General features: G+C 36.3%; 29 protein-coding genes. 4 read left to right on the forward strand and 25 right to left on the reverse strand.

Annotated features, from left to right (window positions below):
• Positions 1-4: 4 nt before the first annotated feature.
• Complete coding sequence (locus tag CLU97_RS14830) at positions 5-913, reverse strand: 1-aminocyclopropane-1-carboxylate deaminase/D-cysteine desulfhydrase (protein ID WP_121488623.1); 909 nt, start codon at positions 911-913, stop codon at positions 5-7.
• A 288-nt stretch (positions 914-1,201) separates the two neighbouring features.
• Positions 1,202-1,528: a hypothetical protein gene (locus tag CLU97_RS14835; protein WP_121488624.1), complete on the reverse strand. Its 327-nt coding sequence runs from the start codon at positions 1,526-1,528 to the stop codon at positions 1,202-1,204.
• 40 nt (positions 1,529-1,568) lie between these two features.
• On the opposite strand from CLU97_RS14835, the gene CLU97_RS14840 reads away from it, so the two are divergent.
• The 3 genes from CLU97_RS14840 (at position 1,569) to CLU97_RS14850 (ending at position 4,434) form a co-directional block, all read left to right on the forward strand.
• Positions 1,569-1,751, forward strand: a complete 183-nt coding sequence (locus CLU97_RS14840; RefSeq protein ID WP_047434227.1) for a DUF5522 domain-containing protein — start codon at positions 1,569-1,571, stop codon at positions 1,749-1,751.
• Between the two features lies 1 nt (position 1,752).
• Positions 1,753-2,280: a DUF4136 domain-containing protein gene (locus tag CLU97_RS14845; RefSeq protein ID WP_121488625.1), complete on the forward strand. Its 528-nt coding sequence runs from the start codon at positions 1,753-1,755 to the stop codon at positions 2,278-2,280.
• Between the two features lie 363 nt (positions 2,281-2,643).
• Complete coding sequence (locus CLU97_RS14850; RefSeq protein ID WP_121488626.1) at positions 2,644-4,434, forward strand: endonuclease; 1,791 nt, start codon at positions 2,644-2,646, stop codon at positions 4,432-4,434.
• Between the two features lie 192 nt (positions 4,435-4,626).
• Here the strand turns inward: CLU97_RS14850 and CLU97_RS14855 are convergent, their stop codons facing one another.
• The 17 genes from CLU97_RS14855 to namA all read right to left on the reverse strand — a co-directional run bounded on the left by CLU97_RS14855 (position 4,627) and on the right by namA (position 20,526).
• The gene (locus CLU97_RS14855) at positions 4,627-5,337 is read right to left on the reverse strand and encodes a hypothetical protein (RefSeq protein WP_147436490.1); all 711 of its coding nucleotides are present in this window, start codon (positions 5,335-5,337) and stop codon (positions 4,627-4,629) included.
• Positions 5,338-5,443: 106 nt separating this feature from the next.
• Positions 5,444-6,097 (reverse strand): hypothetical protein, encoded by a 654-nt coding sequence (locus CLU97_RS14860; RefSeq protein ID WP_121488628.1) that lies wholly within the window; start codon positions 6,095-6,097, stop codon positions 5,444-5,446.
• Between the two features lie 144 nt (positions 6,098-6,241).
• Entirely contained in the window at positions 6,242-6,496 is a 255-nt protein-coding gene (locus tag CLU97_RS14865) for a hypothetical protein (RefSeq protein WP_121488629.1), read from the reverse strand.
• Positions 6,477-7,037 (reverse strand): LemA family protein, encoded by a 561-nt coding sequence (locus CLU97_RS14870; protein ID WP_121488630.1) that lies wholly within the window; start codon positions 7,035-7,037, stop codon positions 6,477-6,479. Before CLU97_RS14870 ends, CLU97_RS14865 begins: the two co-directional genes overlap by 20 nt.
• Positions 7,037-7,819, reverse strand: a complete 783-nt coding sequence (locus CLU97_RS14875) for a hypothetical protein (RefSeq protein WP_121488631.1) — start codon at positions 7,817-7,819, stop codon at positions 7,037-7,039. Before CLU97_RS14875 ends, CLU97_RS14870 begins: the two co-directional genes overlap by 1 nt.
• A gap of 69 nt (positions 7,820-7,888) precedes the next feature.
• Positions 7,889-8,659 (reverse strand): hypothetical protein, encoded by a 771-nt coding sequence (locus CLU97_RS14880; protein WP_121488632.1) that lies wholly within the window; start codon positions 8,657-8,659, stop codon positions 7,889-7,891.
• A 3-nt stretch (positions 8,660-8,662) separates the two neighbouring features.
• Positions 8,663-9,250 carry a hypothetical protein gene (locus CLU97_RS14885; RefSeq protein ID WP_147436491.1) on the reverse strand — a complete coding sequence of 196 codons (588 nt, stop codon included), beginning with the start codon at positions 9,248-9,250 and terminating at the stop codon, positions 8,663-8,665.
• A gap of 10 nt (positions 9,251-9,260) precedes the next feature.
• Positions 9,261-12,053, reverse strand: a complete 2,793-nt coding sequence (locus CLU97_RS14890) for an OmpA family protein (RefSeq protein WP_121488634.1) — start codon at positions 12,051-12,053, stop codon at positions 9,261-9,263.
• Between the two features lie 11 nt (positions 12,054-12,064).
• Positions 12,065-12,553, reverse strand: a complete 489-nt coding sequence (locus CLU97_RS14895) for a DUF4280 domain-containing protein (RefSeq protein WP_121488635.1) — start codon at positions 12,551-12,553, stop codon at positions 12,065-12,067.
• Between the two features lie 29 nt (positions 12,554-12,582).
• Positions 12,583-13,626 carry a hypothetical protein gene (locus CLU97_RS14900; protein ID WP_121488636.1) on the reverse strand — a complete coding sequence of 348 codons (1,044 nt, stop codon included), beginning with the start codon at positions 13,624-13,626 and terminating at the stop codon, positions 12,583-12,585.
• 47 nt (positions 13,627-13,673) lie between these two features.
• On the reverse strand, positions 13,674-15,137 hold the full coding sequence (locus tag CLU97_RS14905; protein WP_121488637.1) for a T6SS phospholipase effector Tle1-like catalytic domain-containing protein: 1,464 nt from the start codon (positions 15,135-15,137) through the stop codon (positions 13,674-13,676).
• Between the two features lie 6 nt (positions 15,138-15,143).
• Positions 15,144-16,181, reverse strand: coding sequence for a DUF2931 family protein (locus tag CLU97_RS14910; RefSeq protein WP_262690259.1), 1,038 nt, complete (start codon positions 16,179-16,181; stop codon positions 15,144-15,146).
• A gap of 64 nt (positions 16,182-16,245) precedes the next feature.
• Positions 16,246-16,416 (reverse strand): hypothetical protein, encoded by a 171-nt coding sequence (locus CLU97_RS23730; RefSeq protein ID WP_183084580.1) that lies wholly within the window; start codon positions 16,414-16,416, stop codon positions 16,246-16,248.
• A 1-nt stretch (position 16,417) separates the two neighbouring features.
• Positions 16,418-18,349, reverse strand: coding sequence for a type VI secretion system Vgr family protein (locus CLU97_RS14915; protein ID WP_121488639.1), 1,932 nt, complete (start codon positions 18,347-18,349; stop codon positions 16,418-16,420).
• Between the two features lie 149 nt (positions 18,350-18,498).
• Positions 18,499-18,903, reverse strand: a complete 405-nt coding sequence (gene tssD, locus CLU97_RS14920; protein ID WP_121488640.1) for a type VI secretion system tube protein TssD — start codon at positions 18,901-18,903, stop codon at positions 18,499-18,501.
• Positions 18,904-19,173: 270 nt separating this feature from the next.
• The gene (locus CLU97_RS14925) at positions 19,174-19,452 is read right to left on the reverse strand and encodes a DUF2752 domain-containing protein (protein ID WP_121488641.1); all 279 of its coding nucleotides are present in this window, start codon (positions 19,450-19,452) and stop codon (positions 19,174-19,176) included.
• Positions 19,453-19,473: 21 nt separating this feature from the next.
• Positions 19,474-20,526: an NADPH dehydrogenase NamA gene (gene namA / locus CLU97_RS14930; protein WP_121489758.1), complete on the reverse strand. Its 1,053-nt coding sequence runs from the start codon at positions 20,524-20,526 to the stop codon at positions 19,474-19,476.
• Positions 20,527-20,625: 99 nt separating this feature from the next.
• Here namA and CLU97_RS14935 point away from each other — a divergent pair, with 99 nt between their 5' ends.
• Positions 20,626-21,108 (forward strand): cytidine deaminase, encoded by a 483-nt coding sequence (locus tag CLU97_RS14935; protein WP_121488642.1) that lies wholly within the window; start codon positions 20,626-20,628, stop codon positions 21,106-21,108.
• 107 nt (positions 21,109-21,215) lie between these two features.
• Here CLU97_RS14935 and CLU97_RS14940 read toward each other — a convergent pair whose 3' ends face one another.
• The 6 genes from CLU97_RS14940 to CLU97_RS14965 form a co-directional block, all read right to left on the reverse strand.
• Entirely contained in the window at positions 21,216-21,524 is a 309-nt protein-coding gene (locus tag CLU97_RS14940; RefSeq protein ID WP_121488643.1) for a barstar family protein, read from the reverse strand.
• Positions 21,521-22,144, reverse strand: a complete 624-nt coding sequence (locus CLU97_RS14945; protein WP_121488644.1) for a Zn-dependent protease — start codon at positions 22,142-22,144, stop codon at positions 21,521-21,523. Before CLU97_RS14945 ends, CLU97_RS14940 begins: the two co-directional genes overlap by 4 nt.
• A gap of 140 nt (positions 22,145-22,284) precedes the next feature.
• On the reverse strand, positions 22,285-22,500 hold the full coding sequence (locus tag CLU97_RS14950; RefSeq protein WP_317125987.1) for a GIY-YIG nuclease family protein: 216 nt from the start codon (positions 22,498-22,500) through the stop codon (positions 22,285-22,287).
• Between the two features lie 82 nt (positions 22,501-22,582).
• The gene (locus CLU97_RS14955; RefSeq protein ID WP_183084581.1) at positions 22,583-23,086 is read right to left on the reverse strand and encodes a ribonuclease domain-containing protein; all 504 of its coding nucleotides are present in this window, start codon (positions 23,084-23,086) and stop codon (positions 22,583-22,585) included.
• Between the two features lie 27 nt (positions 23,087-23,113).
• Entirely contained in the window at positions 23,114-23,905 is a 792-nt protein-coding gene (gene nadE, locus CLU97_RS14960; protein WP_121488646.1) for an NAD(+) synthase, read from the reverse strand.
• 12 nt (positions 23,906-23,917) lie between these two features.
• Complete coding sequence (locus tag CLU97_RS14965) at positions 23,918-24,100, reverse strand: hypothetical protein (RefSeq protein WP_228437725.1); 183 nt, start codon at positions 24,098-24,100, stop codon at positions 23,918-23,920.
• Positions 24,101-24,162 lie beyond the last annotated feature (62 nt).

Raw genomic sequence — 24,162 nt, forward strand, 5'->3', positions numbered from 1 at the left:
TTACTTATATAATTAAATTTCTGTTCTGTTTTTCTAAAAGCAGATTAGCTCCCTCAATCCCCTGCAATCCGCCAGTGTGAAAGCACAAAATCCTGCTGTCTTCAGGAAAATAATCTTCTTCTATTAGTTCAAATACCTTCTGCATCATTTTTCCTGTATAAATCGGTTCTAAAGGAATACCATATTTCTCTTTGAAATCATTGATAAAACAGATGTTTTCATCATTTATTTTACCGTAACCTCCAAAACATGAATTTATTAGATTAAAATTCTGTCTTAAAGTTAATTCAAAAATTTTATTTTCCAGTGAAGCATCGTCAACCACCTTAAATCCTATAACTTTCTGATTATCTTCACAAAATTTGGAAATTCCTGCAACGGTTCCTCCGGTTCCAACTGCGGTGCAAAGATAGTCAAAATCTTTTGTTTGTTCGTTGAGCATCATTTTCACCCCTTCTACAGCTTCTTCATTAGTTCCTCCTTCAGGAACAATTAATGCTTCCGGAAATTCATGCTGAAGGAATTCTGTTAGTTTTTCTTTGTGGCGGTATTCTTCACGGGTGACAAATTTCAGGTTCATTCCCTTTCTTTTTGCAAAAAGCAAGGTCGGATTATCACGCCATTTATGCTGTAGCTCTTCTCCTCTGATGATCCCTAATGTTGGAATATCTGCCATATTCCCAACTGCTGAAACAGCGGCTATATGATTAGAAAAAGCTCCTCCAAAAGTAATAATATAAGGATTACCGGGATTCTTTTCCAGATAATGATTGATATTGTAAAAAAGCTTCCAGTATTTATTCCCTGAAATCAGCGGATGAATCTGGTCTTCCCTTTTAATGAACAGTTTTATATTTTTTTGAATAAGAATTTCCTGAATGGAAACAGGTTCTGTGGGAAGTTGTAATAGCATTTCAGTTTTGACGACTCAAGGTTTATTGTTTGCAAAAGTAGGAAAAGATTTAATGTTATGAGGGTTTTCTTTTTCTCCCACAGATGGCACAGATTTTCACAGATGATGCTTTTGATTTTTTTGTGATGCAGATTAAAATGTTTCTATTGAATATAAAAAGGCATCAAAATTCATAATCCGAAATCCATCTCAAATACCAAAATCATCATTCATCATTCATCATTCATCATTCATCATTCATCATTCATCATTCATCATTTATAATTTATAATTTATTAATGCTTCATTTCAAAGATATTTCCTGAAGCTCCAGAATTTTCTTTTTTTAAGGTAATTCAGGTTCTTTTCATTGGTGTAAGCTTCTTTTTCAAATGAGATTCTTCTGTAGGCCAGATAGCTGTCTTTAAGCTTGAAAAACCAGTAATAATATTCAATAACATAGAAAATATAGAAGAAAATAATGAGCATTTCCAGCTGCTGGCGTAAATGGATTTTTTCGTGATTGATCAATACATTATTTTCCTTATCTTCGGGTTTCCTAATGAAGATAAAGGGAAAAAGAGCAATGCCATTAATTTTTAATTTTTTTAAGGGCTTTTGGCATACAATTATCATACTAACAAATATAAAAAGTTTTTTGACTAGCATTTAACTTATGGCCCATTATGATATCAAAGAAGGTGAAGACTTCTACTATAATGAACAGGGGTACAAGGTTTTTACGGAAAAATTCCATCTAAAAAGGGGATATTGCTGTAAAAGTGGTTGCAGACACTGTCCTTACGGGTACGATAAAAAGACTGATACATTCATTAAAAGTGATAAAAAAAATAAATAAAATGAAAAAATATATTTTTATCTTGTTGGCATCTGCTACTTTAGGTTTAACTTCATGTAGCCCTTTTCAAGTGCGTTCAGATTACGCTGATACAGCCAACTTCAATTCTTTCAAAACATATAAAATAAGAATTGATGATCTAAAATTGAATGATATTGATAAAGACAGAGTGCTGAACGAACTGTCCAGACAGCTTCAAAGCAAAGGTCTTCAGTCGGGAGAAAATCCGGATCTGATTATCAACGTAAAAGCTAATCATAAAAAGGTTACTGATATCAACTCTTCTTCACCTTACGGAATGTGGGGATGGGGAGGCCCATTCGGATGGGGTGTTGGTATGAACAGAACCTGGACTACGAATTATAACGAAGGTGCTCTGATTGTAGATTTAATTGATGCAAAAACCAACAAATTGGTTTGGCAGGGTATCGGAAGTGGAATTTCTGTAGATTCTCCAAAAGCGAAGCAAAGACAAATTCCTGAAATTATGGCTGAGATCATGAAAAATTATCCGCCACAAAGAAAATAAGATGTAAGTCATCCATTATATGAGCCGGTACTTTTGTACTGGCTTTTTTTATGGGTTATTCGTTTTTCCTACAGATAACACGGATTTGCACAGATACTTTTTTTGATTTTTATGAATTAAATTTGGTTAAAGCCGGATGTTTGGAATTATAATTTATAAGGCGGGTTAAAGCCTACCCCTATTTAATATTGGAAAATATTGAGATTCAAAACCAAAACGCAAAAATTCGAAACTCGTATCTCACAAACCCGAATCCCGGAACCCCATCTCTACCACTTCTTACATGCAGTACATTTTAAAATTAACGATTCCGTAATTTTTTATTCACAAAAATGTGGTATTCTTGTTGAAACTTGTATTGATATGAAAAAAATCATCTTATTTTCTGTATTTGCAGGCCTTGCACATGCTCAGGCTCCTGCCGGATACTACAATTCTGCCAACGGGCTAAGTGGTGCAGCACTGAAAACTGCATTAAGCACTATCATCACCAACGGACATCAGGATAAGGGTTACAACGGTTTGTGGACAGGCTATAAAACAACGGATATTGATAAGGATTATGAAAATGACGGTTCCATCCTTGATATCTATTCTGAAAAACCTAATGGTACTGATCCTTACAAATATACTCCGGGGACTAACCAGTGTGGTACGTATTCTACGGAAGGGAATTGCTATAACAGAGAACACGTTGTTCCTCAAAGCCTTTTCAGTGAGGCTTCTCCAATGGTTGCAGATATTCATTTTATCAGAGCTACGGACGGAAAAGTAAACGGAATGAGAAGCAATTATCCTTATGGAAAGGTTGGAAGCGCTTCTTTTACTTCAATGAACGGATCAAAGCTTGGAACTTCTGCTTCTTCAGGATATTCTGGGACGGTTTTTGAGCCGATTGATGAGTTTAAAGGGGATGTTGCCCGTATGATTTTCTATTTTGTAACGCGCTATCAAAGCAAGCTTTCTTCTTTTTCTTCAGGAAATATGTTGGGAAGTTCTACCTTCCCTGGATTGCAGACATGGGAACTGAATGTTCTTCTGGCCTGGCACAATCAGGATCCGGTTTCTCAGGCTGAGATTAAGAGAAATAATGCGTCTTATGCTTATCAGGGAAACAGAAATCCGTTTATTGACAATCCTAATTATGTGAATCAAATCTGGGGTTCCCAACAGCCGGCAAGCGATACTCAGGCTCCAACTGCAGTAACAGGCCTGAATGTTTCAGGAAAAACTTCCAGCAGCATTTCTCTTGCATGGACTGCTTCTACAGATAATGTAGGCGTTACAGCGTACAATGTCTATATGAACGGTAGCCTGCAAACTACGGTTAGCTCAACTTCAGCAACCATTTCAGGTCTTACTCCTTCTACCGCTTACAGCTTTTATATTGTTGCAAAAGATGCGGCAGGAAATTCATCTTCGAATAGCTCTACTGTTTCCGGTACTACCAACTCGGGAACTACTACTCCGGCTACCAATTGTGTAAATGAAAATTTTGAAACGATTCCGGCTGCCAGCGCTTCTTATGCAAGCAGAACGTGGAGTAATAGCGGAATTTCATGGACGGCAACGGATGCAAGAACTGATCAGACTTTAAATAATAAAGCAATTACGGTAAGAAACGGTTCTTTAACTTCTGGCAGTTCTGCCAATGGTATCGGATCTTTGACGGTTACTACACAACTTAAATTTACAGGAAGTAATGACACTTTCGATGTAAAGGTAAACGGAACAAGCGTAGGAACAATTCCTTACAGCGCTTCAGCGGCAACTACCACCATCAATAATATCAATATTTCCGGAAATGTAACGGTAAGTCTTGTGAATAATTCAACCAGCAACAGAGTAGCTATTGATGATCTTTCGTGGACATGCTATTCCGGTTCTTCAGCAAGAATGGCTCAAAGTATGGCTCCAGAAACAGCGTCTAACAGTTTTAAAATCTCTCCAAATCCTATTACGAATCAGGAGATTTTTGTGAAAGGAGATCTTCAGAAGATAAAGAAAGCTGAGATTTATAATCTTCAGGGGAAAACTCTTCAGACGATAGATCAGCCTTTCAGAAATGGCAATTCTATTAAAACAAGAAATCTGGGTCAGGGAGTGTATATTTTGAAACTGGATCAGGTGACGATGCAGTTTATAGTGAAATAATTTGAACAATCATTTGATATAAAAAATGCCGGTCTTTTCAGACTGGCATTTTTATTTTTTTGCAGATTAGTGGTTATTTTTTAACGCAAAGGTTTTTATTTTTCTAAAGTTTTATTTTAGGGAGCAAAGTGGAATCAGCAAGCTGATTGGATTAAGCGAATGTTTTGTTTTTTTGTTTGTTTTTATCGTAATTCAACGAATTTTATCCAGATCGGGATATCCGGATCCTTTCAGAAGGTCTTTCCATTCTTTGTTTTTGAATACGAAGAGATTACAGCGGTATTCATCTGGTCTGTTATCTATTTTGGTTTCGCAGTAGTAATAGAGCATATTTTTGTTTCTCCAGATGGCTACTTCCTGTCTGAGTTTATTATGGGTCTGGATGATCTCATTATCTTTCACTTCTGATTCAAATCCTTCACGGATGGTATCAAAGCTAGGTTTTTGCAATGTTTTGTTCAGATTGTCCAGAAGTGCGGTTTTTTCTTCCTCTGTATAAATATCAAGCTGGTACATTCCCAATTCGTCTTCTTTTTCATTGGCAAGAGGACCTATTTCCTGATCTACTTTTCCGAAGTGTAAAATGACTTTATTGGTATTTTTATCATTTTTCCCTTCCAGATCTATTCCATTGAAGTGTAATAATTCTTTGGATGAAAAGGCCAGTTTTTCATTTCCGATCAGGGTAACTTCATTGGTACGTACGGCTTCTTTTGCTGTAGCTCCGGCAGATTTTAAAATTTCGTTGATATTTTCTCCTACCGTAATTTTAGCAAGATTAAAGGGTTCTGTCTGTGTACTCCCCTGTGTTTCAACAACAGATGCGGGCGCTTTATTTTTTTGATCACCGCATGAAACAAAAGTCAAACAGATTATTGGTAGTATATATTTCAATCTTTTCATAATGTTAGTGTTAGCATCAGGTTATCAATAATAGAACAGAAAAACAAGGATTCAAGTATACGGAAATGCTTTTTTATTTGTTTTGTTCTATTTTATCTCTGTTTATTTAATTCATATACTTATACCATGGAGAGGCAGGAGGCGCAGGATATTTTAATCCAAAAACTGCGTTATTATGATAGGCATCTTTGGTTACAGAAATGTATTTATTTCTTATTATCCCATCATTTTCAATAGAGATACTTAATATAGAATAGCTTTTCCCGTCATCCCAAAAGAAAGAAGCAGGATATGTAAAGGAATTTTTATCATTTTGATCCCATGACACTTTTTCCGGAGAAAGTTTTTTAAGCTTTTCAAAAATAGGTTTTGCCAGTTGGGCATCTACAGTTGCTTTATCTGTAATAGAAGCAGTAGGATTTCCATTCTTTTTTACTATTTTTTCTACAAATTCCAGCGAATATTTTTCGGCAGCATTGGTGTCTAGAGCTCCTACTTTTCCTTTGTATACTGTAATCCTTGTACCCATCGTATTATCTAATGGTATATTTCCGTAGGCTACTCCTTTGTTTTCATCAGCATAATATTGAATAATATCGGTTTTTGATTCATCTTTCAGAAATAAGTCTTTGTTTTCAAAATCATATTTTTCTGCATCATCGCCCAAGGAAACTGAAGACAGATCAAATGATTTATTTCCACAACAGATATTAATTAATACTGCAAAAATCAATACCAGCACTCTTGCTTTTTTCATCATGCTAAATGTTTTTTCAAAATTACTGATTTTCTTTTTCTTTAATTAGTTTAGACCAATCGGTAAACATTTTGGTAATGGTATTGGCATTGATCAAACTGAAAAAGAACATTCCGGCAAAGACTGTAAGCCAGCAATAGGCTAGTTTTACTCCATTTTTATCGGTAATAAAAAAAGTATAAATAGGGTGAGTGCTCCTACTATAAATGTAAAGAGCAAAGTATACATCAATACATGAATGATATACATGTTGAATTTAAGCTTTCTGAAAATCCATCCTATTACTGCCATCGGAATAAACAACAGAAGCGGCAGAAACATAGCTCCGAAAATGGTTACTTCCGGGTAATCCGCTATTTGATCTTCTAATCCGAAAAAGGTATTAAAACTGAACTCCGTCATACTGTTTTTCTGCGTTTGTAATTTCCAGTAACGTTTTGTCTTTATAGCCTAACATTTTTGCCAGTATCACATTGGGAAATTCATGAATTCCAATATTGTACAGGTTTACACTGTCATTGAAAAACTCTCTTCTGTCGGCTATTTTGTTCTCAAGATCAGAAATCCTTTTCTGCAATTCAAGGAAATTATTATTGGATTTGAGTTCCGGATAATTTTCTGAAACGGCAAAAAATGAGGAGAGTGCTTTTGAGGTTTCATTGGCAATCCCGGTTCTTTTATCGGCATCAGTACTGTTATTGTAAAAAGTTCTGAGTTCTGTAAGGCGGGTAAGAAGCTTTTCTTCGTAGTTCATAAAGTGCCTGGCAACGGTAACAAGATTGGGGATCTCATCTGTACGCTGTTTCAGCACTACATCAATATTGCCATAGGCTTTATCAACATTAAATTTAAGCATGACCAGCTTGTTATAAAGATTGATCAAAAAGCTGATGATAACCACTCCCAGCAGAATAAGTAATATGATTGCGACCGTCTGATTCATTATTGTGTAAGTATATAAATAATTATTAAAAGGATGATGGAACAGGTAAACATAAATGACCTCAGCAATGGCTGGTATTTATTCCAAACTGTGATTCCTGATGAGGAAGTAATCCCAAGGACTTTATAATGTTCATCTTTTCTCATGAAAGGTATTCCGTTTCTGGAATCGGCATAGCCTACCAACAACATCTTCTGACCATCTTTTAGAAGGGTTTCTTTGTACCTTTTACCGCTATGACTGCTTATATTGGTTTCTTCTAATAAAACCAGCTCTATTCCTTCCGGCTCTACTTCTATGGTTCCTGTATCATCTTTCATCTGAAAGATATTGCATTTTGTTTCCCGGTGAATGGTTCTGTAGCTTTCTTTACCGTCTGAATCCCTGTCAATATCCTCAATAGTATAATAATATCCTATGCAGGCTTCATTATTTACCGGTGAGAATAAAGGAGTTTTCATCACCAATGTTCCTTCAATTTCTGCCAGCCCTTTTGCTACAGAATGGATCTTCGAGGTGGGAAGTGATGACTGCAGGCGTAAAAAACGTTTGGCAGCATTCGGCTTCATTAATATGATAAAGATGAAGACAAAAAAAAGTAGAGGAAAAAAAACGATCGCTTTCTCTGCATAGCTGTCATAGTTATTGGAGATTTCAGAAGCATATTCATGCAGCGGCATTTTATCTTTGAAAATAATCCACAGAATAAAATAAATAAAGCCTGCTGCTATTATTCCTAAAATACTATATGCGATGTATGATCTTTCCTTTTTAACTCCCATTTATTCTGTTATAAAAACTGGTGGAAATACCTAGAGCTTATTTCCAGTGTTTTTTTCTTTTAAAGATTGCTATATAATCTCAAACTCATCTTTCCCTTCGGGAATATAAAATGTTATGGGCAGAACTAATTCTTCCTCACTTTCCGGATTTTCCAGACGTAATGCAGACATCATATCTGTACATTTTAGTGCGGCCAGCTTGCCGTATGCTGAATACTCTACCTGAATATCATCCGGAAGGCTCCGTGCTTTATATCCATTCTGCATATCGGAAATAATACCCTGCATCCTGGCTTCTGCCTGACTTTTGCTAAGATACATGGCTAAAGCGTTATTATTTTCTCTTTTTTGATATTGATCATTGAACGAACTGTAATTGCCTCCATTGATCAGCTTTATAATTTCGTTATACTTTTTGATCAGTTTTTCTTTAACGTCAAACTTGACGTCTTTAAGATTGATTCCTTTTTGCCATGCCTCCAGCTTATAAGGTACATCTGCCTCAAATGTACTTGCGTGTGCTATAAGAGGTATATTTTTATCCGGTTTCTTGGTAAAATATTCATCAAACTGTTTTACAAAAGCGTATTCTCCGGAGGCCATATCATAGAGATTCACTCTATATCTTATGTAAGAATCTTCGTGCAGCTCCTGATGTCCATCCATAGGTAGTCCTTTCACTTCAATTGTTTGTTTACCTCCTTCCAGAATAAGATGATTGATGGGAAAATCTGATCTTGTCTGTCCCTCAATACTCAATGAAATTAATTCCACATCATTAATTCTGATCTGAAAAGAACACATTACCGCACTAAAATCTATTTCGTAATAAGGTTTCATCTTTTATTTTTTAGGATAAGCAAGGGTAAAGCTGTCTAAGATAGAGAAAGTGCCGGCATCTGAAGAATTCTCCACTCTGGTCCCTTTTTTTACTACAATCAGTTTGGTATTGGTATATTTTGTATTGCTTTGGGTCAATTCCTGGGTTTGGGTTAAAAACAGCCATTTATTTTTAGCTGATGCATCCCAAAAATAAGCAACTCCTGTTTTATCCGTGGCTCTTTTTTCCGGATTACCGTATGTTTTAGTAAGATAATCGATCAGCTTTTTTCCTTCGTCTTCTTTAGCAAGATTCAGTATAAATCCCAGATATTGGTTGTTCTGATAAGAGTTTACAAATAGTGCCAGATTATTGTTGGAATAATCATACCCTTTAGGCACGGCGTATTCGGAAAATGATACTGTTCCCAGCTTATAATTGCTAATATTAGCCTGTTTATAAGATAATAATCCGTAATTGGCTTCTGTCTCCTTTTCTCCTTTCATGCTGTTATCCGGCAGTTTTTCATCAAATTTAAAGGATTCCAAATCGGTCTGTCCATTGCAGGACACGATAGCCAAAAAGCTAAATAATAAGATAAGATTTTTCATTGTATGAATATTAATCATTTTTAATCAACGGAATATTTGCGCTTATTCCAAATAAGGATTCTAATTCTTTTATGACATCAAAAGGAGGAATTACATTTTTAAAATCACCTTTGGCAATTTCATATTTTCCATTTCTGCTTTCCTCCACTTTATGTTTATTTTTCGCAATTTTAATAGCAAGGCCTACACTTATACTGACTACATATTGAGCATCAAGGCCGTCAAATCCGAGAACAGGACGGTAATATAAACCTTTTTCATCGTAGTTGATACCATGCCCGTAGGTTATGGAAGCGCTTCCGGATGCTGATGCTTCAAAATAAGCTTCTGCTTTGATGACTGCCAGTGAAACTTCTCCCTGAATTTTAACTCCTACTTTTAATTCCAGCTTAAGTTTACTCTTACTGGAGACTTTAAATTCAGAATCTTTGAGTTTTCCGGCAGTATTAAATTTAAATTCAGATTCCACTTCTATGGTGCTGGAAATAATAAGATCCATAAAGATATCTACAGATGCTTTGAAACCAACATTATCATTTCCTACATCTATTCCGGATTTCAGTTTCCCCTGAATTTCCTGATACAGTCTTGTGACTCCCGGCGCAGCTGTTCCTCCGCTTACCGCTCCTGAAATACCAAATACCAAGGCTCCCAGAAGGTCAACTGTCATTTCCAGACCAATCAGCGGATTTGCTTTCAAACCTATAGCTACATCTGTACCAAGAATGGCATTATTATCTTTAGGATGCTTTAAAAGCCAGTTACCAGACAACTCCATATTAGGAGGCTTCACGGCAAAACTTACCGGAATTCCTTTAGGAGAAATGGAACGTACTTTTCCTTTGGCCTGATTAAGAACTCCATCTGACAATGCTCCTATGGCAGCAAATGTATCATATATTTTTTTAAACTTGGTTTCGTATTGATATTTTAATTCCTTTTCCTGCTTATCATTATTCCATTTTGCCTTTAAACTAAAAGCCAGTGAAGCATCTTTCTGTTTCCATCTTTTTTCAGCGCCCATTTTGCCTGCTCTTTTCTGCAGTTCTTTATGCTCATGGGGATCCATATTCATCCATTTTACGCTGAGATCATTGGTAAGGTTTAATGTAAAACTCAATGTCCAATTGATATCCGGGTAGGCTTTTATTAATACTGTAGTTCTTTTCTCATTACTGTAGTATCTGCAGGTATGAACATGCAGATGAAACTGATTCGGGTTTGTTCCGGCCGGCCAGATATATTGTATAGGGAGAGCATTGAATTGAGATAAATCTGAATATACTCCATAAGTAAAGGAAGGTGTGGTAAATGTTTTTACCGTATCTCCTTTATCGATTGCCTGTCCTACATCTACAACCTGAATCTGTTTCTTATGCTTCCCTTTGCTGTCTCTGAAGCATTCATTGGTCTGAAAGCCTGTGACATCAATGATCAGGTTTTTCTTTGTAGAGACATCTGGTGCTGTTACTTCATAATGAATAGTTTGTGCATCATGGGCATTGAAAACAAATGAGATATCTACTCTACGGTTGTTTTCATAATCTTTCTCATTTTTGTACTTGATATTATCTCTTCCCATTTTATCATCGGTAGGATCTACTTCTCCTTTTCCTACGGAGATTATTCTTCTGGGATCTAATCCACCATCAGCAAAGAATTTTTTGACGACGTCTGCTCTTCTTTGGGAAAGTCCTTTGTTATAATTTTCTTTTCCTATCACGCAAGCATAGCCGCTGAGATTCATGGTGGCATCTTTATGCTCCAGAAGGAATTTGAGTACATTATTAAGAATAGCAACACCGTCTTTATCAATGACTGTGGAATCGAATTTATAAAAAATTGTTCTTTGAATGTATTCCTGTAAAGCCGCTGATTTTATGAGTTTAACACCGTTCCCATTGTCAAAGACTTTGACTGTTGTATTGCTGGCTTTTCCATCCTTTGTCTCATTTTCTGTGATTTTGATGACTTCAAACTTACAGGGTTCCAGCCTTACGGAGTTTACATCCGGCTTGTATACTTTGGTCGGAGTCTGGTTCTGGGCTCCGTTAGTATTAGTTGTAACAACTTTATTTTTTACGTTCAGATAGATGGCATGAAGATCATCGCCCAATTTATCTTTAATATATTGTTTGGAGGCTGTATCTTTTACTTTAACATAGAATTCTTCTACATTCTGAATATTGTCTACATAGGCCATCCAGGTAAAAGTGTTTTCTATTTTCAGATTGACTTCTCCGTCTATTACCTGTACATTGTTGTAGGTATGCACCAGTTTATCTGCTTTTGCTGTCTGCTGATTCCAAAGCTCAATACTGACTGTATTTCCGTTCAGCCCTTCTGTCATCAGGTTAAGGTGTACAATGTGTCCGTAGGAAATGTATTCGTTCTTTTTATTGTTTTTGATGCTTTTGCTGTTTTTTTGTGTAGACCACTTGCTGCTTACAATGATGGGATCACACCAGCCTTTTACAAATATTCCTGTATCACTTTTAGTATCTCTTACCCCAGAAAGACTGGCTTCAATATAAAACTGATAGCTTCCGCAGTACTGCTTTCCTATTAAAAATTTATATCCGGTAGCAGAGGTTATCTGATTGATGATAATTTTTTTGCTGCTGTTCTGCCTCATCCAGGTAAGAGGTTTCTTTTTCTCTGCATCTGTGGTATCCGGCAGCCATTCGCCCACGCCAAACTGCACCCATTGATCTGGTTTTATGGTAATCCTCTGCCCTAATACAGACATTTTAGGATAATACAATCCGCTTACAACTTTTATTTTTTTTACGCCTTTTGCCATTTTCTTGTCATTTAGATTGCACCATCCTGCCCTCCTCCTGAAGGTTGCTCGTTATACATTTCCTCTGAGTCCACCAACGGATTGATCTGCTTCTGAACGTCTTTATCTGCATTTTTAAAATTCTGCTGGCTGGCCTCTGCTCTCTGTCCGTGGTCTATAATTTCAATGCATGGAGTTCCGGCAACCGCACATACTGCTTTGCTGTCTTCTACAATGATGTATCCGCCATTACTAAGCTGTACTTTATCATAAAACTTCTGCCATTCTGTAACCATAATTTTGCAGGGTGGCGGCGGACCTCCCATTTTGGTACAGTTTCCGAATGTATTTTTTTCAAAGGTGGCTCCTCCTATTTCTTTCGTTGTGACGATGAGTTTTTTGGAACCGCTTTTATCATTGGCATATTCTTTTTGGTGTGTAAGTACTTTCAGCTTGTCCGGAGCCTGCCCGAACTGGCATTTGCACATAGCGCCCTGTACTACAATATGTTTTTCTGCCATATTAATTTTATCTTTAGTGAAATGGTTTTTTATTTTTCATCAATTCCTGATACTGATACTGAAATCTTTTTCTCTTCCTGCAGCATGATACTGCATTCCAGATAAAGTGACTCCGGAAGTGAGGTTTCTCCTTTCAGGTAGCTTATGATTCTGAAATTTCCTCCTTCATTCATCACAGGATCGTCTTCTATAATCAATGAAAAGGGTGATTTTCTTATAAAATCATCTGTATCTCTTTCTTCATATAGCTTTCCTGAACCTTCTATGGTAATTAAACCTGTTTCTTCTTTCAACGGATCTGTTTCCAGTATCAATTTATATCTGGGTTCTATTGCGTTATCCACTACTGGAAAACTTGTCGTTATCTCTGTTTTATATTCTTTTCCGAAACCCTGGTATATTCCAAAGAACAAAGCACGGATGAAGTAATCGTTTTTGATGTAAAGATTGATGGCTTCAGGTTCACTGATTACTTTTTCAATCTTTCCGCAGTATTCATCTACGGTTTCGCCTTCAAATTCTTTATATAATTCTTCTTTTACGACCGTCCATCTCTTTGGAAAAACCTCAGCATTTTCTATGGTTTCAAATTTCCCATGTTCATCTGTACTGATCTGTAAGGGATATAAAACCTTCGATGTTCTGTAAGCAAGCAGATCTGCAATTTCATTGACTTCTTCTTCGTTGATATAGAGGTTGGATGTTCTGTCTATCTCAAAAAACTGATATCCTTTCTCTGTTTTCAGCCAGCGGACTGATGTTTCATATTTTAATTCGTTTCGAACTTCTCCTTTTTCAATGGTAATGACTACGCTGTATTTTCGTAGCGCATTTTCCGGCTGAAGCGTAAGACTGTTTCCTTTTCCGAATTTTACTAAACTATTTTTATCCGCAACAGCTGTTCTGGGAACAAAAAGTTCTTTCTGCCCGTTAAGATTGATCAGGATCATATCCTTAACAGTACAGTGATTATTATGGAAGAGTTTTAATTCATCTTTATCCAGTCCATACAGCGAGGCTATACTTTTTAAAGTTTCATCTTTCTGAATGATGTGTTTGTTGAATTTCTGCATAAAATGTTCCTACTTCTTGTTTGATCTTTATTATTAAAGATTCAATTCTAATGTACCACCCTTTTTCTGTCTGACCTTGGATCCATTCCTATGGCATATCGATCTGCTGACCAATGGAGATATTTATTTCTTAAATCTCTGAGGTCTTTTTGTTCTTCCAATTCTTTTATATAATTCGGATTGCTTTTATCATTTTTATATTTTTTATCTAAATCGGCAACCCATTTAAAATCATAAGGCCTTCCATTTTTAAAAACATATTCCCTCAGCTTCTTTTCAACGCGAACCAATAAAACATCTTTAGAAAAGTCATAACTTTTCTTTATCTTCATCATCGAAAGCTGTTCACATTTTGCATCATTTGCTTTTTCTGTCATAAATGTGAGAGGGATATAACTGTAAGTATGTAATAATTCTCTAACTCCTTTTAATGCAAAGTATGCATTACCTCCAATGTAGGAGAGTTGATTTCTGTTATACCATCCTTCGGCAACAAGCCTGTCTTCAAGAGGTTTAAGATCCCTTTTATCGGTCCAGTCTGTTTCTATTTCTCTTACCCATTCTGTTTCGGATAAATAACTTCCCCCAATGTCTGAGTGCACTCCTGGAAAGGTTTTTTCTTCACCGTAAAACACAGGAACCTGCTTTTTCCCTCTCGCATCAGTATCATAAGCCACATTGGTAAGGTCAAAATTTTCTCTGTGTTCATCAGCTGCAATAAAGTGTACTATTTTTCTTGCAGAGGTTATATCATCAAGATGTAACTCTTCTATATCATTACTGAAGTTTGGCTTTACAGAAAAATTGGGATGATAAGATGATACGGTGTCATAAATTCCCAAAAAGCGAACGACGATCCGCTCAACGGTAATTCCTGCTTCTTTTAATTTTAATCCTAAATGTCCTCTTGGCGGTAATTCTTTAAGAGGAATTTCTTTGCCATCATCATCACTGTAAAAGGTAACGCTTACTCTTCGTTTTGTATAAGTTTTTTTATGAGCATCATATTTTCTCTTATTAATCTCATAGACAAAGTTACGGGCGGCAGCAGCTCCCCTACTAAATCCGTAAGCATCTAATGTCAGCACCTCAACAGTTGTTTTATTGCCCAGTTTTTCCTTTATTCTTTTAACGACCTCTTCACATCCTTTTCTCACTTTCCCGCGAATACCAGTATCACCGCTACCAAATGCAAAGCCTCCATTTTCATCTTCTTTACGGTTGTCAGTTCCTATTCCTTCAATATAAATTCCATAATCTTGATTACAAGCTTCTGACATGCGGGCTACATTACTCCAGCCATTATCATAACTGGTGTCTTTTTTTTCACTGAGTTGTCTTTTTGACCAGGTTTTTATCCCATTTTTTTTATAAATTTCGGTATTGTTTTCCCGTTCTTTTGTATTGACTTTATTATTAAGTGTACCATCAAAGAAAACTCCCAAAACAACATTTATAGAGTCATTTTCCACATATTCAGGTGTATAATTTCCAAAAACTACATTTGACATATGCTTCTATTTATCTTGTATTACATATTTATCCATCTGTTTTACCGGATATTTTTTCCCATTCTGTTCTATGTATACTTCTGCATTGTTTCCACTGCTTATATCAATAACAATATCTGTAGGAGCTTCTTTGTCTAATCCACCAAACGTTTTAAACATATCCGTTTTTTCAAAATCTAACGGAAGAAATGTACCATTAGAAATTTTACTGGTCTGTTTTATATATTCAGGATTACCTGTAAATACAATTTGTGAACTCTGTTTTTTTCCGTCTTTATTTTTCCATTGGAAATAAAAAAGATAAGGTACAGCCCTCTTTTTAGATGGTAAAGCAGCAGCAGGATTATCCTGTAGTGTACTTTCACGCTCTCCATTAGCCATATAAAAATTTCTTTTCTCAAGGGTACTTCCTGCCGGTAAAATAAGCTTAGGACTCCAGTTGAGTTTTTCTCTGAAAGTTTCATACAAATTGTGGTCCGGATATCCTTCTGCTTTTATTTTATTGGCCACAATAGTCTTTACAATTCCAGGATCATTGAGGATATCTTCTCTGTATTTTGGTTCAAATACATATTTAAATTTGTCATAAGCTTCTTCTTTGGTAATTTTAATTTCTTTCCCTTGAAAATTTCCTACTTCCACCTGATGTCCATTTCCATATAACCAAAGTATCAATTTTCCTTTTGGTCCCAAACCTATCACAAAGGTATCGTAGGTTCCTTTCTTTAGTGAATCAAAATAAGTCTGGCTAAATCCTTCATTAAATAATTGGGTAATTTTCTTAGTATCCAGCTCCCAGTGCCCTGCATAAAATTTATCTTCCACCAGAGAATACCAGGTAAATTCTAAAGTATGAGGAACTTTTACAAGGTTATCAGTTCCATCACCAGACTTACCAGGTTCTCCCCAACCTCCATCGGCAATTCCCCAGATATCGGAAAATGGGAATTGATAATCATCTGCTATAAGCTCTCCGTAATAAGCCTGCATTGGATATTCATTAGGAGCTGATAATGTTCCTGTCCATTTAAATTTTTCTTCCATTTTTTTATTTTGACAACTTACTAATGAGAAACTTCCTATGATGAAAAAAATCAGGATTTTTAATTTATTTATTCCCATGAGACATTATTTTTTTATTACTTGCTAAAACCAGATTATCTCTGTGAGCTTCCACATTGATTTTCTTTGCTATTTTCTCCACCTTTTTTCCTACACTAAGATGATAAGAATCTTTGACTGTGATGCGCAGATTAGTTGCTGTTTTTATGATGGCCATACTAGAAAAGTTTTGATTTTTCAGCACTGTTGAATTCTACAATTTTTCCACTTTGCATAGTCATATTTTCCAGTTCGCTGAACATGGAAATTTCTCCTGCTATTTCATTAGATGTTTCAGATTGTCTTTTGAATTCTTTTTCAATCATTTCTGTTCTGGTATCGGAGGTTTCCGTAATGTCGCCTGATGCTGTAAGTTTCATATCTTTTCCTGCTATGGAAACTATATTATCGTTGGCTGTGCTGGTAATGCTTGCGCCTGCACCTATCGAGATTTCTTTTCCTGCGGTGATATTGATATTGTCACCAGCATTTAAAGTAAAGTTTTTAGGGGCTTTCATGCTGATATTCCCCTGCCCGTCCATGAAATAGGTATTTCCGCTTGGATCAAGAATGGTTACACTTCCTTCTTCGTCATTCATTAAAATTCGGATTCCGCTTCTGGTCTGGATAGATTTCAGGTGATTGTTAACACCTCCTCCCAAGGCAATTCCTCCGTGGAACATCCCTCCCATTACGAAAGGTCTGTCCGGATGGCTGTGCACAAAATTCACCATCACCTGATCTCCCACTTCCGGAATGGCTACATAACCACGGTTTTGGGTGATCTGATCTGTTCCTCCGGCATCCGGGCTCATCATACGGATAAAATGGGTGGTATCATTGGTCTGCCAGTCGAATCTTACCTGTATTCTTCCCTGTCCTTCAGGATCTGTGTTGGAAATTACAGTGGCAGTCTGTGGTTCAGCCTTTGGAATGGTAAATTCAGGTTTTGGAAGAAATCCTGTATCTGCGGCTATTCCTACGAAGTTTCCGGTATAATGACCTATGGTGTCAAATTCATGTTCTGCTTCTGTAATCATGATTCTGGTGAAATAAGAAGTTTCATTAGAATCCTGTTTACGCATCTGTACATCTGCAATACAACCCGGATGCAGAAAAGGAACGGTTGTATTCCCTGAAACTGAAAAAACATTCACCGCTTCACTTCCGGAAGCACTTTTCTGAGAGTACTCTACGTCAAGATGGGTCGTAGCTTTGATGGGTGCCATCTTTAAAGCCGGTGTTTTATAAATAGTTTCGTTATGATTGTAAGCTGTTTTTGCCAGGTCACCCACATGTTTGATGGGTGTGGAACCTGAAGTCAGCTTTTCATTTTTATTGCTGTTATATCCGTAGAATTGAGGCTTTGTATGGACCGCTTTCAATTCAACTTTTATATCATTGGCGCTGCTTCCGTAGGTAAGAATAATAGGTTTGTTCTGAGCGGGAAGCTTTCCAAAGTGTAAGACTTCACCATCATAGAAAAACTGTTCACCATAAGCTTCTGCCATTCTCGCCAGATAATTATAATGGGTTTCATCGTACTGGCTGCTATAGATAATCTGAGAGAAGTTATTAGCATCTACTCTGACATCAAATCGGCTTTTATCAATTCCCTGTTTAATCACTTCTTCGGCAATAATGCCAACATTAACAGATTGAGCACCTCCAAAGCTCTGAATGTGCGGGGCTCCGTCAAGAAGAATGGTAGGACTGTACCCTGTGAGTACAATATTTCCTAAGCTCATGTGTTCCTGGCTGAATCCTACTCCGGTAATTACTCCTACGAAAGTTCTCTCCGGACTGTTGTCTATATCTTTATAAGAAATAACGGCTGTAAGTCTTTTTCCAAGAAATTTGTTGGCTTCTTCCAGAGAATGGGTCTGTCTGTCCCCCAAAGTATCGTGTGCCAGCGTTAATGTAAATTCGTGATGTCTTCTGGTACTTTGTTTAAGCTTGAAATGTTTATAATACTTTATAATTTTCCCTTCTATGACAAGAGAAAGTTTTACAAGACGGTTAATACCTGTATGATGACTTGCTGAAATACCATCTGCATTCTGCGTCGGACGAAAAGACGTCGATTGTGAGTTTCCAGGTGTATTTGACATATTATTTAGTGATTTGATTAGTTTTTCAAACGATTATTCAACAGGCCGGGAGTTTAAAAATAAACACAAGAGATCCTGCAGAATATAGTTTTAGGTAAAAAAAGACCGTCTTATGAGGGACAGTCTTTTATTTTTAATTGATGAAAGACTTAGCTCATTGGCCAAAGTCCGTCATAGAATGAATTTCCATATGTAATGCTTTCAGCACTTACTACAAAGCTGATCAGCATGTTATTGCTGTCTATGGCATCAAAGTCTACTTCATGCTGAATGACATATCCATTTTCCCACTTTAAAGAGATTAGTGTTCCTTCTTCGTGAGATTTATTAAACTGGATTTCTCCGTTTGTAGGTTTATATTTGCTGTTTAATAAGCTTTCTAAAACATCAGATTTTTCTGTTGCTTCTATTGTTACTTTAATCAATGCGTTAGACGGATCAGACGCTACACGTCCTGATACATCTGTAGATCTTGATACGCTGTAATTAAGCTTTAATAACTTCTGACCTTCACCTCCATTAAATTTTAAGATTCCTCTTGAATTTCCTGCCATATTCTTAATTCTTATATTTTAATCATTTACTAGTGTTTCCTGATATCGGATTTATATAACAAAGATAGACTTCATGTTCTAATGTAAAAAGTTTTTAGCCTACTCTTTCAGAAATTGTAGTAGTTCTACGACATTTTGTAAAATCCCGATTTGAAAATCAATTATAGAATTTTAAACTAATTTATTTTATTTTTTATTGAAAATTTTCTTTTTGAAATTTATTCAAACAGGACAACAAAAAACCAACACTTAACTTATTACCCATGTAAATCAATAATGTTTGTACATATACCCGATTACCATAATAATCAGATTAACGATAATCATTATCATTAAAATATTACCGTATTTTCTTTTTTTATCGATAAAACTAAGACCAAGAGTAAAAAAAAATAACAATAAGGTATACACAGCAGGATACATTTGAAAAGCTTCCGCAAACTTTCCTTCAAATACCAATACAATAGCACGCTGGGCACCACACCCAAGACATTCTACTCCCAGGAATTTCTTACTGGGACAGGTAAGCATGAAATCATTAATATCCATTTCTGAGTTTTATGAAGGTGTTTAAGAAGAGATTTTGGCTCTGGTATACTGATGTGGGAAAAAGCATTCTTCTTTCATCTCAAAAGATCCCTGAACAGCAATATATGGATTTCTTAAAATCTCTCTTGCCACAAAAATAAGGTCTGCATCTCCTTTCTGAAGGATTTCTTCAGCCTGTTCCACTTTGGTAATTAAACCTACTGCTCCGGTCTTCACTTCAGCTTCATTTCTTACCTGCGATGAAAAAGGAACCTGATAGCCATCAAAAACCGATATTTTCGCCCCATGAATATTTCCGCCGCTGGATACATCTACAAAGTCTACAGCATGTTCTTTTAAAATTTTTGCCAGCTCCACACTACTCTGAATATCCCAGCCACTCTCTGCATATTCGGTTCCTGAAATTCTTACGAAAAGGGCTGTATTTTCATCCAGTTCTTCGTTAACAGCATCTACAATTTCGATCAGAAACCTGATTCTGTTTTCAAAACTTCCTCCATATTCATCTGTTCTGATATTGGATAACGGCGACAAAAACTGATGGATCAGATATCCGTGCGCCCCATGAATTTCGATCACATCAAAACCAGCATCTACTGCTCTCCGGGCAGCTTTTTTGAAATTCTGCACCTGTTCTTTTACCTCATCTGTGGTAAGTGTATGGGGAATTCTTTCTGTTGGATGATAAGGAATAGGACTCGGTGCAACGGTTTCCCAGCCTTCTTCCAGAGAAATCTGCAGGTTATTCCATGTAGAACCTTTTCTTCCGGCATGCGCCAGCTGGATTCCTATTTTACTTTCTGAATTTTTATGAACAAACTCTACAATTCTTTGCAATTTCTCTGCCTGTTCATCATTCCAGATTCCCATGCAGTGATTGGTAATTCTTCCTTTGGGTTCTACTCCTGTAGCTTCTACGATTAATAATCCCGTACCACCTTGTGATCTGCTTCCGTAATGTACAAAATGGAAGTCGTTAGCTTCTCCGTTTTCACATGAATACATACACATGGGAGACATTACCCATCTGTTTTTTAATACTACATTTCTGAATTTTATTGGTGTGTATAACATTTTAGTATTTAAAAAATTGAACTTTTTATTGGAAGAATAAAATATTGCCCACTTCATTAAAAAGAACTAATTTTACCCCCCTTTTTTAGTCTACAATATATGAAAAAAGACATACAGATCAGTTACGAATATTTTAAAAACAGCAGTGAACTGAGCGATATAGAAAAACAATTATTTGAAAGAGCCAAAGAGGCTCGCGAGAATGCATATGCGCCTTATTCTCAGTTTTTGGTAGGATGTTCGGTATTATTGGAAAATGGAGAAATCTATTCCGGGAACAATCAGGAGAATGCAGCTTATCCTTCCGGACTTTGTGCAGAAAGAACAACTGTTTTTTGGGTAGCCGCCAATTTTCCAGATATGAAAATAAAAAAGATCTTTGTAGTAGGAGGTCCTAAAGAGTTTCATGAGAAAAATCCTCCGATTCCTCCTTGTGGAGCCTGCCGTCAGAGCTTGATTGAATACGAAACCAAGCAGAATGAAAATATCGACCTTTATTTTTCAAGCATGAATGAGGAGGTTGTAAAAGTGCATGCGGTGAAAGATCTGCTTCCCTTTTATTTTGATTCTACGTTTTTGTAATCGAACAGAAATAGCAAATTTGCGAAATTTTACCTTTGTTAAGGTTTAAGGGTAAAAGAGTGCTCAGCGTAAAAAAAGCTGTTTCAACACATGAAACAGCTTTTTTATTATTCTTCAGATTCTACAGCATCATCTTCGTCTTCGTATTGCTCAAGATAGTAACTGAAACTAAATTCTTCCACTTCTTCTTCCGCATCTTCCAGTGTTGTCAGCAGATCTTCAAAAATCTCAAGCTGATCTACCGTCATGTTGACGAATTCTAAATGGAGAGGCATTTCCAGTTCTCCGGTGATGGTATCAAAAAGAGCATCAAGATTGTCACCGAAATGCTCAGGAAGCTGAATTTTCTCCTTTAGCTGGGTGTAAAAATCTTCATAGTCACCTATGTCTGTAAAATCTATATATACTGTCTTCATATTGAACTAAATTTCCAGTTTTTATTAATTAAAAAAGTTTTGCATTTTTTGCAGAAATCCGTTTCTTCATTGGTAGGATTTTTACCTTCCGCATCTCTCATAAAACACATTTTTTCCGGGCAATGCGGCAGCCCTTGTGTATGTCCCAACTCATGAATGGCTATCTTGAAAAATTGCTCATCCTTATTTTCTTTGCTTAGTCTGAAATTTGAAGCCACACAAGCTTTCCCGGGTGTATACCCCAATCCCATAATTCCAAAGTCTTTTATCTTTCCTCGGGTAGCACTGATATCTTTAGTGGTAAGACCTATTGTAACAAAATCTCCCTTTGTTTCCTTACTTAAAAATTTAATGATAGAATCGGCTCTATACCGGTTTCTCTCTTTATAATACGCATTTTCAGGAAAATCTATGGCATCCAGAATTTTTACATTCGGGTACACATTTTTTATTCCTTCAGCTACTTTTGCTACAGTTTCTGGTTTAATATCTTTAAACGGCTGTATGAGTATTGTTATGGCTGGTTTTTCTTTCTTTTCCTTGACTACATCTTTCTTTTCCGAGCATGAGTATGTCAGAAGCAAAACAAGTAAAAGGTAAAGAAATCTACTATTTTTCAAAATTAATATTTATAACTATTTAAATGCAAATTATACATTAGTCATTGCGAGGAGCTCTGCGACGAAGCAATCTCAGAAAATATCCATAATATTCTCAATGTCATCTGCAAGATCTTTCCAATCAGGATTTATATTATTGATTAAATCCAGTTTCTTTTGTCTGAGCCTGCTTTTATCTGTTTTTCTCTAAATATAGCATCACCTATTTCCTGAAAGGATTCCCAATACACAAGTAAATACAAATTATATCTTGAGGTAAAACTTTGAGAATAATATGATTCTTTATGCTGTTGAACACGTTTAGGCAGATTTGAAGTAACTCCTGTATAAAGAGTTGTGCAATTCTTATTAGTCATGATATAGACAAAACCTGGTTTCACCTGCAATTATTTTTTTAGAGATTGCTTCGTCGCTTTCGCTCCTCGCAATGACTAGATGTTACTGTTTTTCAAAACTTTTATAATGATTTTTGGTAAGATATACGTCGCCATTCTGAGTGTAAATGATACGATCAGCATTTCTTCCGCCACAATGATAGTTTACATCTGCTTCAAAATATTTTTCTCCATCCGGCAGGCGCCCTTCCCTATTTCCAAATTTATCTCCACCAATAGCTTTTCCGGGAAGTATTTCACAAAGATTTCCTCTGGAAGGATCCCATCCCTGTTTTCTTGCTTCATTTTTAGTGATATAATACTCCGGAAGTTTATGATTTTGCTTCACATAACTGATCACCGTTTTTTCTTCCGTAAGCTGTTCTATAGAAACCTGAGCAGATGAATTTCCATCTGAAGAGGTACTGCCATAGCTCACTGTTTCAGTCTTTACAGAATCCGCATGATCTTTCTTATCCTCAATAAAGTTTCTGTAGACATACATTACACCCATCCCGAAAAGAAGTCCCAGACATATAAAAAATACCGATCTTATTTTACCGTTCATAGCTCGTATTTTATGGAATAATATTTTTTAAGCTCTCCACTCTTCAGGAATATCACAAACCGGAATTGGATCCATTTTATGTTTTGCTGCTTTATGCATTCTGTCAAAGATCAGAAACACTTCTTTATCTCTTCCTTCATAATCTTCGGCAGTTTTCGTCCCATATTCTTTCTGAATTTCTTCCAGTTCAGGATAAGTAGCACCAAGCTGCTGCTCATCTGTTCTGTCTACATCCCAAAGTCCATCCGTAGGAATTGCTTCCTGAATGCTTTTAATTAAATTAAGCCCTTTGGCAAGTTGATACACTTCAGTTTTATAAAGGTCTGCAATAGGAGAAACATCTACACCGCCATCTCCGTATTTTGTATAGAAACCAATCCCGAAATCTTCCACTTTATTTCCTGTTCCACAAACCAAAAGTCCGTTCAGCTGTCCGTAATAATATAGCGTAAGCATTCTCAAACGGGATCTTGTATTGGCAAAAGCTAGTTTTTCGTTAGGGTACAGATCATCTTTTACATCAAAAGTTTTATACAATTCCTCAAAAGCGGGTGTCAAATCTACCGACATGGTTTCTACGTTAGGGAATCTTGATTTAAGGTCGTTCATATGATCCTGTGCACGGTCTACCTGATCTGCTTTCTGGCGGATTGGCATTTCGATCAACAATGTTTTCAGCCCAGTCATTGCAGCCAGTGTAGAAACTACTCCGGAATCTACTCCTCCGGAAACCCCTATTACATAACCATTTACTCTTGCTTTTGTTGCATAATCTTTTAACCAGCTTACAATATGATCTATCACTTTTTGTGTCTGCATCGTTTATATTTTTTAGTCTATTCCAAATTCTTGAGGGTATTTCACTACTCCTTTTTTATCTTTTAATCCGTCTTTTACCAATTCTATTGCCATTCCGTTTTCTTCCGGAATATCAAATGGAAAAGAAATCCCAAAATTACTCGTTTTTTTGTAACCAAAGTGCGGATAATATTTTTCGTGCCCAATTAATATCACTGATTGATATCCCAGTCCTTTTGCGATATGATGTCACTTGCTTTCTTCTTGTCGTATTATGA

The sequence above is a fragment of the Chryseobacterium sp. 7 genome (assembly GCF_003663845.1).
In the GTDB taxonomy this organism is placed as follows: domain Bacteria; phylum Bacteroidota; class Bacteroidia; order Flavobacteriales; family Weeksellaceae; genus Chryseobacterium.